The sequence below is a fragment of the Streptomyces hilarionis genome, from assembly GCF_024539675.1.
Taxonomy (GTDB): domain Bacteria; phylum Actinomycetota; class Actinomycetes; order Streptomycetales; family Streptomycetaceae; genus Streptomyces; species Streptomyces hilarionis.
Window position 1 is genome coordinate 1 of sequence record NZ_JAHHIT010000226.1, and the last position, 9,913, is coordinate 9,913.

The window sequence follows — 9,913 nt, forward strand, 5'->3', positions numbered from 1 at the left end:
CCCGTACACCCCGGTCCCCCGCCGCCCGCGCGACCCGCACCTCCGGGGACAGGGCCGCGCCCACGGACGCCAGCCCCGCCTCCTCGCCCACCTCCGCCGCCGCCTCCGCCTCCGCCTCCGGCGAGGGATTGACCCGGCGCAAGCTGCTCGGCACGGCCGGAGCGACCGGACTCGTCCTCGGCGCCGCGGGCGCGGCCGCCGGGTACGCCGCCGCCCCCGCGCAGGCGACCCCGCTCTCCTCGATCGGGTCCGGGCAGGCGATGTTCCACGTGAAACATCAGCCCGGGATCACCCAGGGCCTCCAGGCACGCGGCCACCTCGTCGCGTTCGACCTCGCGCCGGGAGCCGGCCGCAAGGAGGCCGCCGCACTGCTGCGCCGCTGGTCGGAGACGGCCCGGCGGCTGATGGCAGGCGAAGCCGCCCCGCACGACGACACCGACGTGGCCCGGGACGCCGGCCCCTCGTCCCTGACGCTCACCTTCGGCTTCGGCAACAGCTTCTTCGGCCGCACCGGCCTGGAGAAACAACGGCCGGTCGCTCTCGACCCCCTCCCGGACTTCTCGTCCGACCACCTCGACAAGGCCCGCAGCAACGGTGACCTGTGGGTGCAGATCGGTGCGGACGACGCCCTGGTCGCCTTCCACGCCCTGCGCGCCGTCCAGAAGGACGCGGGCAGCGCGGCGAAGGTCCGCTGGCAGATGAACGGCTTCAACCGGACGCCGGGCGCCACCACGCACCCCATGACGGCCCGCAACCTGATGGGCCAGCTGGACGGCACCCGCAATCCCCGCACGACCGAACCCGACTTCGACGAGCGCATCTTCGTCCCGGCCTCCGGCGCCAAGGACCCTGCGTGGATGGCCAACGGCTCCTATGCCGTCGTCCGCCGTATCCGCATGCTCCTCGACGACTGGGAGAAACTGTCGCTCGCGGCGCAGGAGCAGGTCATCGGGCGCCGCAAGACGAACGGGGCGGCACTGTCCGGCGGGACGGAGACCACCGAGATGGACCTGGAGAAGACCGACGCCAACGGCGATCTCGTCGTCCCGATCAACGCGCACGCCCGCATCACGCGTCCCGACCAGAACGGCGGCGCGGCCATGCTGCGGCGGCCCTTCTCGTACCACGACGGCATCGACCCGGACGGCACTCCCGACGCGGGCCTGCTGTTCGTCTGCTGGCAGGCGGACCCGCTGCGCGGCTTCGTCACCGTGCAGCGCAAGCTGGACCGCGGTGACGCGTTGTCCCCGTACATCCGCCACGAAGCGAGCGGACTGTTCGCGGTGCCCGGCGGAGCCGCGGAAGGGGAGTACGTGGGGCAGCGGCTGCTGGAGGCCTGACGCGGGCGGGGCGGTGGACCGCGGGAGGTCACGCCCCGCGGCGCGGATTCATTCCTGCGAGCGGCACCTCGTGAGACGCGTGCGCCCTGCCGCGCGTGGGCTATTAGGGTGAGGTCATGCCAGCGAGCTATGCGTATCTCGGCCCGGAGGGCACCTTCACGGAGGTCGCCCTGCGCACGCTTCCGGAGGCGGCCACCCGGCAGCTCATGCCGTACGTGTCGGTGCAGTCCGCGCTCGACGCGGTCCGCTCCGGCGAGGCCGAGGCGGCGTTCGTGCCCATCGAGAACTCGGTCGAGGGCGGGATCACGACGACGCTGGACGAGCTGGTCGCGGGCGCGCCGCTGATGATCTACCGCGAGGTGCTGCTGTCCATCACGTTCGCCCTGCTGGTGCGGCCCGGCACCGAGCTGGCGGACATCAAGACGGTCTCGGCCCACCCGGCCGCGCAGCCCCAGGTGCGCAACTGGCTGAAGGCCAACCTCCCGGACGCGCTGTGGGAGTCGGCCGCCTCCAACGCGGACGCCGCCCGGCTGGTCCAGGAGGGCCGCTACGACGCCGCCTTCGCCGGTGAGTTCGCCGCCGCCCGCTACGGGCTGACCGCCCTGGAGACCGGGATCCACGACGCCGAGAACGCGCAGACCCGGTTCGTGCTGGTCGGCCGCCCGGCCCGGCCTGCGGCCCCGACCGGCGCGGACAAGACGTCCGTCGTGCTGTGGCAGCGCGACGACCATCCCGGCGGCCTGCGCGACCTCCTGGGCGAGTTCGCCACCCGGGGCGTCAACCTCATGCTGTTGCAGTCCCGCCCTACGGGCGCCGGCATCGGCAACTACTGCTTCTGCATCGACGCCGAGGGGCACATCTCCGACCGCCGGATGGCCGAGGCGCTGATGGGACTCAAGCGCATCTGCCGCGAGGTGCGATTCCTCGGCTCGTATCCGCGCGCGGAGGTCGGCGTGGCGGATGTCGAGGCTCCGCTGCCCGGGACCTCCGACGGGGAGTTCATGGCGGCCGGGGACTGGGTGGCGCGCTGCCAGGACGGCCGTTTCTGACCGAGCCCCGGGGCCCGCGCCGAACCGGTGGGGAACCTGCGTCGAAACCCGCACCCGTTCGGCACTCGTTCGGCGCCCGCCCGGGAACGGCTCTCCGGGCGTCCGGCACTGGTCCTACCTGCATATCTTCGTTATCCACAGAAGTTATCCACAGGGCAGCTTCTCGACCTGGGGACAAGTCGACAACGAAGCACCATTCAGTCGACAAATCGGTCTCCGGCCCCTCGGGGCGACCGGCAACCCGCACGTCACCCCTCGTCCACCTGTTTCCTTCGATCAATCCCTTAGGGCGACCCATTTCCACCCGAAAGTGGGCTGGAGCCGGGTTTGGGAACGGAATTCTCCGGAGCCTGAAGGGGCCTCGGAATGATCCATTCCGATGTCCACAGAGCTTTCGCACACCCTGTGGATAACTCGCACGGGGTGTGGATTCCTGTGGACAACCGCGCCCCCAAATCCCGTGCGCCGCAAGGAAGTCGGGTCAATGCGACTCCCGTCACCTGCTCCGTCCCAGGGAGTGAGACGCATTTTATTGACACACAAGGCAATTGGCCCATAACGCACGGTAAGCGAGCAATTCGGAACGCTGGGCCGGGACGTCGGAACACGCGACGTGCGGCACGGGAATCTGAGTCGTGAGCCGCAACCCCGCACGGGTAGCCTTGGCCGCGTGATTGACCTTCGCCTGCTCCGTGAGGACCCCGACCGTGCGCGCGCCTCCCAGCGTGCCCGTGGAGAGGACGTCGCGCTCGTCGACTCCCTCCTGTCTGCCGACGAGCGGCGCAGGTCGTCCGGCGTCCGCTTCGACGAGCTGCGCGCCGAGCAGAAGGCGCTCGGCAAGCTCATCCCCAAGGCCACCGCGGACGAGAAGGCCGAGCTGCTGAAGAAGGCGAGCCAGCTCGCCGCCGACGTCAAGGCGGCCGACGCCGAGCGCGACGCCGCCGACGCCGAGACCCAGGAGCTGCTCCAGCGGCTCGGCAACCTCGTGCACCCCGACGTGCCCGTGGGCGGCGAGGAGGACTTCGTCACCCTCGAGACGCACGGCACGATCCGCGACTTCGGCGCCGAGGGCTTCGAGCCCAAGGACCACCTGGAGCTCGGCCGGATCCTCGGCGCGATCGACGTCGAGCGCGGCGCCAAGGTCTCCGGCTCCCGCTTCTACTTCCTGACCGGCGTCGGCGCCCTGCTGGAGCTGGCCCTGGTCAACGCGGCGATCGCGCAGGCCACGGCCGCCGGCTTCACCCCGATGCTGACCCCGGCGCTGGTGCGTCCGCAGTCGATGGCCGGCACCGGCTTCCTCGGCCAGGCGGCCCAGGACGTCTACCACCTCGACAAGGACGACCTCTACCTCGTCGGCACCTCCGAGGTCCCCCTCGCCGCGTACCACATGGACGAGATCATCGACGCGGACAAGCTGCCGCTGCGCTACGCCGGCTTCTCGCCCTGCTTCCGCAGGGAGGCCGGCTCGCACGGCAAGGACACCAAGGGCATCTTCCGCGTCCACCAGTTCGACAAGGTCGAGATGTTCTCGTACGTCACGCCCGAGGACTCGCAGGCCGAGCACCAGCGCCTGCTCGCCTGGGAGAAGCAGTGGCTGTCGTCGCTGGAGCTGCCGTTCCGCGTCATCGACGTCGCCTCCGGCGACCTCGGCTCCTCGGCCGCCCGCAAGTTCGACTGCGAGGCCTGGATCCCCACCCAGGGCAAGTACCGCGAGCTGACCTCGACCTCCGACTGCACCGAGTTCCAGTCCCGCCGGCTGTCGATCCGCGTCCGCGAGGGCAAGCAGGTCCGCCCGCTGGCCACGCTGAACGGCACGCTGTGCGCCGTCCCGCGCACCATCGTCGCCATCCTGGAGAACCACCAGCAGGCCGACGGCTCCGTGTACGTCCCCGAGGTGCTGCGTCCGTACCTCGGCGGCCGGGAGGTCCTGGAGCCGGTCGCCAAGTGAGCACCGTGCCTGCCGCCGGGGCGTTCCCCTACCGCCTGATCGCGACCGACCTCGACGGGACGCTGCTGCGCTCCGACGAGTCGGTCTCGCGGCGCACCCGTGACGCCCTCGCCGCGGCCACCGCGGCGGGCGCCGCGCACATCGTCGTCACGGGCCGCGCGGTCCCGTGGACCCGGCACATCCTCGACGACCTCGGCTACGACGGCCTCGCGGTCTGCGGCCAGGGCGCCCAGGTCTACGACGCTGGCGCGCACCGCCTGCTGACCTCGGTCACCCTCGACCGCCAGCTCGCCGGGGTGGCCCTGGCCAAGATCGAGTCGGAGGTCGGTCCGCTGCACCTGGCGGCCAGCCGCGACGGGCTCGACGGGGACGTGCTGGTGGGACCGGGCTACGCGGTCACCGGCACGCTCCCGGCGACGCCGTTCACGGACGCCTCCGACCTCTGGTCGGCGCCGCTGAACAAGATCTACATACAGCATCCCGAGCTGTCGGACGACGAGCTGGCCGAGGCCGCACGACAGGCCGCGGGCGGCTTCGTCACGGTCGCGATGGCCGGCGCGGGGATCGTGGAACTGCTCCCGCTGGGCCTGTCCAAGGCCACGGGCCTCTCGCTGGCCGCCCGCCGCCTGGGCCTGAAGGCCGCCGAGACCATCGCCTTCGGCGACATGCCCAACGACATCCCCATGTTCGCCTGGGCCGCCCACGGCGTGGCCATGGCCAACGCCCACCCGGACCTGCGCGCGGTCGCCGACGAGGTGACGTCCTCCAACGAGGACGACGGCATCGCCGAAATCCTGGAACGCTTCCTGAGCTAGACACCCGGCCGGACCGCCGGCCTGACCCCCCGGAGTCGGTCGGTCAGGCGGGCGGGCGGTCCGGCGGGGGATCGGGCAGGCGGTCCGGCGGGCGGTCGTCGGCTCATGAAGCCCGCGCCGGGGCCGGGGGACGGCGATCAGAGGCGCGGGGCTGCCCGGCCTGACGCGCGGGGTCGCCGAGCGGGCCACGGCGGAGGCGCACCCTCATCCGTACCGGCGCCCACGCTCCACGCGCGGCGCGCAGCCCGCGGCCCACCGGGCACACGGCACACGGCACACGGCACACGGCAGGCTCGGCGACCGGTCCGGACCGGGGCCAGGCCGGGGCCGGTCCGCACCACGTTCCGCGGGTGCGGCCGGGGGCGCTCGAAGGCTCCCCGGGCCGCACCCGGGCCACGGATGCGTGACCACGTGCCGCTCGGCCAATGCTCCGGGAAGGCGGCCCACGCGAGAGCGACATCGCGTGCTCGAAGCGGCCGCCCCGGGCAGCTCCCCTGTGAGGAGCGGATTCGACGGAGCCGTAACTACTCCGGAACCCGCCACAGGCTGCCCTGAAGGGAGTTCGACGCAATGCCGTGCAGAGGCATCGTCGAACACCTCACCCAGTCTGTGTCGCCGGATGTCCTCCGGCCGACCCGCGCCGTGCGGGGTACGACCACTGTGCCGGTCGGGCGGGCGGGACGCCACCGAATAAAACACCCGTGCGAAAGCTCGGGTCGGACGCCGAAGCTACCGGCGGCGCCACCTGCGGCGACGGGCCTTGCTGAAGAACCAGCCCGCCGGCGGCTCGTCGGAACGCCAGGGCTGCGGCTCGGGCGCCTCCGCCCGCCACCGCGCGGCGAGCATCCGGGCGCGGGCGGACGGCTCGGACGCCTCGGCGGCCCGTATGAAGCCCTCGTCCAGGACGAGGCCGTCCCACACGTCGTCCTCGGGCCGCTGCCGGCCGCCGTCCACCGTGTCGTCGTCCGCCATCCCCGTCCTCCCCTTCCTCCGGACCCCGCGCCGTGCGCCGCGCCCAGTCTGCCGAGGCGCGGGTGAAGCCGCCGTCAAGGACCGCCGCCCCGCCCCTCGACAGGGGCGCTCACTCCTCGCCGGCGAGCGTCAGTGACCGCAGCTTCTGTCCCGCGTACCAGGTGGCCAGCACGGTCACCACGACCAGCAGCACCGTCGCCGTGGTCAGCCCGACGTCCGAGGTCACGAGGTCCCCGCCCGCGACCTTGTGGGCGACCGCCAGCGACCACTGCTGGACGCTCAGCGTGCGCGCGCCCGGCACCAGGGAGCCGAACAGCGCTTCCCAGACGAGGGCGTAGACCAGACCGAACACCACCGCGTGCCGCGAGACGGTGCCCAGCAGCAGGAAGACGGCCGCGTAGGCGATGGAGGAGACCAGCGCGGCCACGGTGTACGCGACGGCGATCTGCTGGCCGTTGCCGTTGAGGATGAACCCGGCGATCAGCGTCGGCAGGGCGGAGAACACCATCGTCACCGCGACCGCCATGATCAGCTTGGTGAAGATGATCGTCGGCCGCTTCAGCGGCTTGGACAGCAGATACACCACGGAGCCGTCGTCGATCTCGGGTCCGATCGCGCCGGTGCCCGCGATGACGCCGATGATCGGCACCATCGTGGCCAGTGCGAGGCCGCCGAGCAGGTCGGACGCCGTCTGGTCGTCCGCCCCGGCGAGGCCGCGCACGACCACGGAGATCGCGATCAGCAGCAGGGGCAGCGCGCCCAGGATGAGAGCCCGGCGACGGCCGAGCAGGGCCCGGTAGGTGAGCCGGGCGACTGTGGGGTCGTACATCTTGGGCCTCCTACGCCGCGACGAGATACGAGAAGACGGACTCGAGGGACTCGTCCGACGGCGAGACCGTGAGCAGCCGGATGCCGTGGTCCTTGGCGACCCTCGGCAGCAGCGCCGTGAAGCGGCCGAAGTCGACGGCCTGGACGCGCAGCGCGCCCTCGGCGAGGTCGACCTCGATGCCCGCGGTCGACGGGTCGGCGATCAGCGCGGCCGCGAGCGCGCGGTCGTCGCTGGACCGCACCAGGTAGCGGTGCGGGCGGTCGGTCATCAGGCGGCGGATCTTGCGGAAGTCGCCGCTGGCCGCGTGCCGGCCGGCGACGACGACCTCGATGTGCCAGGCGAGCTGCTCGACCTCTTCGAGGATGTGCGACGAGAACAGCACGGTGCGCCCTTCGTCGCCCATGCGCCGCAGCAGGTCCATGAGCTGCATGCGCTGGCGGGGGTCCATGCCGTTGAAGGGCTCGTCGAGCAGCAGCAGCGACGGGTCATGGACGAGCGCGCTGGCCATCTTGACGCGCTGGCGCATGCCCTTGGAGTACGTCTGGATCTTGCGGTCCTGCGCGTACTCCATCTCGACGGTGGCCAGCGCCTTCTGGGCGGCCTTGGCGCCGAGGCCGTGCAGTTCGGCGTTGGCGACGACGAACTCGCGGCCGGTGAGGAAGTCGTACATGGCCTCGCGCTCGGGCACGATGCCGATGTGCCGGTAGATCGCCTCGTTGCGCCAGACCGGCTGTCCGTCGAGGGTGACCGTGCCCGTGGAGGGGGCCAGGAAGCCGCCCATCATGTTGATGAGGGTGGACTTCCCGGCGCCGTTGGGTCCGAGCAGGCCGGTGACGCCGGGGCCGATGGTCATGGTGATGTCGTTGACGGCGACCACGTTGCCGAACCAGCGGGAGACGTGGTCGATGCTCAGGGTGGTCACAGGCCCACCTTCCGGTAGCGGCGGATCAGGAGGCCGTAGCCGGCGGCGATCAGGCCGAGGAGGACGAGGACGTAGACGACGCCCTGTCCGTCGCTGGGGCCGACTCCGCCCGGGAAGGCGGAGGAGGCGCCCAGGAACGCCGACTGCACGCCGTCGATCAGCGTGACGGGGGAGAACAGGCCGATCCAGGGGATGGAGCGGGTGCTGTCCTGCGCCTCGGCGATGGCCTGGAGCGTGGACACCGCGCCGTAGGAGATCGTCAGCACGGCGATGACGGCGGCGATGCCGAAGCCCCGGCGCGGGGTCACCGAGGCGATGACCAGGCCGATGCCGGCGAAGAGCAGGGAGAGCAGTGCCACGGAGACCAGTCCCTGACCGAATCCCTTGGTCTGGTGGGCGAAGTCGAGCTTGGCCAGCAGCGCGCCCACGTACAGCACCAGCAGCGGGGCCGCGGTGAGCACGAAGAGCGCGGAGGCCAGCGCGGCGAACTTGGCGCGCACGTAGTCGGCGGTCTCGATGGGCCGCGAGAAGTACAGCGGCACGGTCTTGAAGCGCAGGTCGCGCGAGACCGACTGGGGCGCCTGCGAGGCGACGTACAGGCTGATGACGGCCTGCATGATGATCGCGTATCGCGTGTAGTCGACGGGCAGTTCCTTGGCCTTGGTGGCGACCGCGACGGCGACCATGATGGCCGCCGGCACGCACATCACCACGAAGAGCAGCATCGGCAGCACCTTGGACTTCACCGAGCGGCCGAGGCCGTAGGCGCCGCGCAGGGACTGCGAGTAGAGGGAACGGCGGGCGTAGGCGCGGCCCAGCCGGGGGCCGTCGTAGCTGCGGTAGCCGATGTTGTGGATGCGGGTCTGGTCGGGTCCGCCCGTGGGGGCGGTGACCGGGTGCTCAACTGCCATGGCCGACGGCCTCCTTCCGCTGCTGGTCGTGCTCGGCGTCGCTGTCGGTGAAGACCTCGGAGATGTGGTGCCTGCGCTGTTCCATGCGGACCAGGCCGAGGCCCAGATCGGCGACCGCGTCGCGGACGACGTCGTACGTCTCCTCGCCCTGCGCGGTCAGCAGCAGGACGTGACCGGCGCCGGGCAGGGCGCTGTTCGCGTCGAGGACCTCGACCCCCCGCGCGCGGAGCGCCTCGCGCACCGCGCGGGTGCCGTCGGGGTGCGCGTCGGTGTCGGTGACCTCGATCGCCAGGGTGGTCGTGGTCTGCGTGAAGTCGGTGGTGGAGCTGGAGCGCAGGAGCTTGCCGCCGTCGACGACCACCACGTGGTCGCAGGTGCGCTCCAGTTCTCCCAGCAGGTGCGAGGTGACCAGGACCGAGATGCCGAAGTCGGTGTGGATGCGGCGGATCAGGCCGAGCATCTCGTCGCGGCCGACCGGGTCGAGGCCGTTGGTCGGCTCGTCCAGGAAGACCAGCTGGGGGTCGTGGACGAGGGCCTGGGCGAGCTTCACGCGCTGCTTCATGCCGGTCGAGTAGCCGCCGATGGGCCGGTAGCGCTCCTCGTACAGACCGACGTGCCGCAGGGTGTCCGCGGTGCGCTCGCGCGCGGCGGTGGGCGGCAGGCCCGACATCCGGGCCATGTGCACGACGAACTCGGTGGCCGAGACGTCGGGCGGCAGGCAGTCGTGTTCCGGCATGTAGCCGACCCGCTCGCGGATGGCGGCGCCTTTGGTCGCGACGTCGAGGCCGAGCACCTCGGCGCGGCCCTCCGTGGCGGGCGACAGACCCAGCAGGATCTTGATCAGTGTGGACTTGCCGGCCCCGTTGGCGCCGACGAGCCCGGTCACACCGGGTCCGACGTCCACGGAGAGCCGGTCAAGAGCGGTCACCCGGGGGAACCGCTTGCTCAGGCTTTCGGTCGCGATCACAGTCACGTCCTCAAAATTAGTGACGCACGCCACGAAAATCATCAGACCTCAGAGCCGTCTTGGCCTCAGACCTCAGATGTACGGGCACGTAGGGGATGCCATGCCTGAGAGCTACGGGACTCGGGGTTCCCCACGGGGCGGTGCGACCGGGGGACAAGGG

9 protein-coding genes are annotated in these 9,913 nt (G+C 71.5%); 4 read left to right on the plus strand and 5 right to left on the minus strand.

From position 1 onward, the window contains the following. The 4 genes from efeB to KMS84_RS35745 all read left to right on the plus strand — a co-directional run. A partial coding sequence (gene efeB / locus KMS84_RS35730; RefSeq protein WP_256920692.1) for an iron uptake transporter deferrochelatase/peroxidase subunit occupies window positions 1-1,340 on the plus strand: 1,340 nt, incomplete at its 5' end. 116 nt (window positions 1,341-1,456) lie between these two features. After that, entirely contained in the window at window positions 1,457-2,389 is a 933-nt protein-coding gene (gene pheA / locus KMS84_RS35735) for a prephenate dehydratase (protein WP_256920693.1), read from the plus strand. A 670-nt stretch (window positions 2,390-3,059) separates the two neighbouring features. Beyond that, the gene (gene serS / locus KMS84_RS35740; RefSeq protein ID WP_256920694.1) at window positions 3,060-4,337 is read left to right on the plus strand and encodes a serine--tRNA ligase; all 1,278 of its coding nucleotides are present in this window, start codon (window positions 3,060-3,062) and stop codon (window positions 4,335-4,337) included. Beyond that, entirely contained in the window at window positions 4,334-5,152 is an 819-nt protein-coding gene (locus KMS84_RS35745) for an HAD family hydrolase (protein WP_256920695.1), read from the plus strand. The genes serS and KMS84_RS35745 overlap by 4 nt, the downstream gene beginning before the upstream one ends. Before the next feature lie 729 nt (window positions 5,153-5,881). On the opposite strand, the gene KMS84_RS35750 is transcribed toward KMS84_RS35745, so the two are convergent. From KMS84_RS35750 to KMS84_RS35770, 5 genes are all read right to left on the minus strand, one after another. Next, entirely contained in the window at window positions 5,882-6,124 is a 243-nt protein-coding gene (locus tag KMS84_RS35750; RefSeq protein ID WP_256920696.1) for an SGM_3592 family protein, read from the minus strand. Window positions 6,125-6,233: 109 nt separating this feature from the next. Beyond that, window positions 6,234-6,953, minus strand: coding sequence for an ABC transporter permease subunit (locus KMS84_RS35755; protein ID WP_256920697.1), 720 nt, complete (start codon window positions 6,951-6,953; stop codon window positions 6,234-6,236). A gap of 10 nt (window positions 6,954-6,963) precedes the next feature. Beyond that, entirely contained in the window at window positions 6,964-7,875 is a 912-nt protein-coding gene (locus tag KMS84_RS35760) for an ABC transporter ATP-binding protein (protein ID WP_256920698.1), read from the minus strand. Beyond that, window positions 7,872-8,786 (minus strand): ABC transporter permease, encoded by a 915-nt coding sequence (locus KMS84_RS35765; protein WP_256920699.1) that lies wholly within the window; start codon window positions 8,784-8,786, stop codon window positions 7,872-7,874. Before KMS84_RS35765 ends, KMS84_RS35760 begins: the two co-directional genes overlap by 4 nt. After that, window positions 8,776-9,753 (minus strand): ABC transporter ATP-binding protein, encoded by a 978-nt coding sequence (locus tag KMS84_RS35770; protein WP_256920700.1) that lies wholly within the window; start codon window positions 9,751-9,753, stop codon window positions 8,776-8,778. The genes KMS84_RS35765 and KMS84_RS35770 overlap by 11 nt, the downstream gene beginning before the upstream one ends. Between the last annotated feature and the right edge of the window lie 160 nt (window positions 9,754-9,913).

Bases quoted from the DNA above. Each gene is read 5' to 3' on its own strand.
- pheA (WP_256920693.1), top strand. From the start codon at position 1,457: ATGCCAGCGAGCTATGCGTATCTCGGCCCGGAGGGCACCTTCACGGAG.
- KMS84_RS35750 (WP_256920696.1), bottom strand. From the start codon at position 6,124: ATGGCGGACGACGACACGGTGGACGGCGGCCGGCAGCGGCCCGAGGAC.
- KMS84_RS35755 (WP_256920697.1), bottom strand. From the start codon at position 6,953: ATGTACGACCCCACAGTCGCCCGGCTCACCTACCGGGCCCTGCTCGGC.
- KMS84_RS35765 (WP_256920699.1), bottom strand. From the start codon at position 8,786: ATGGCAGTTGAGCACCCGGTCACCGCCCCCACGGGCGGACCCGACCAG.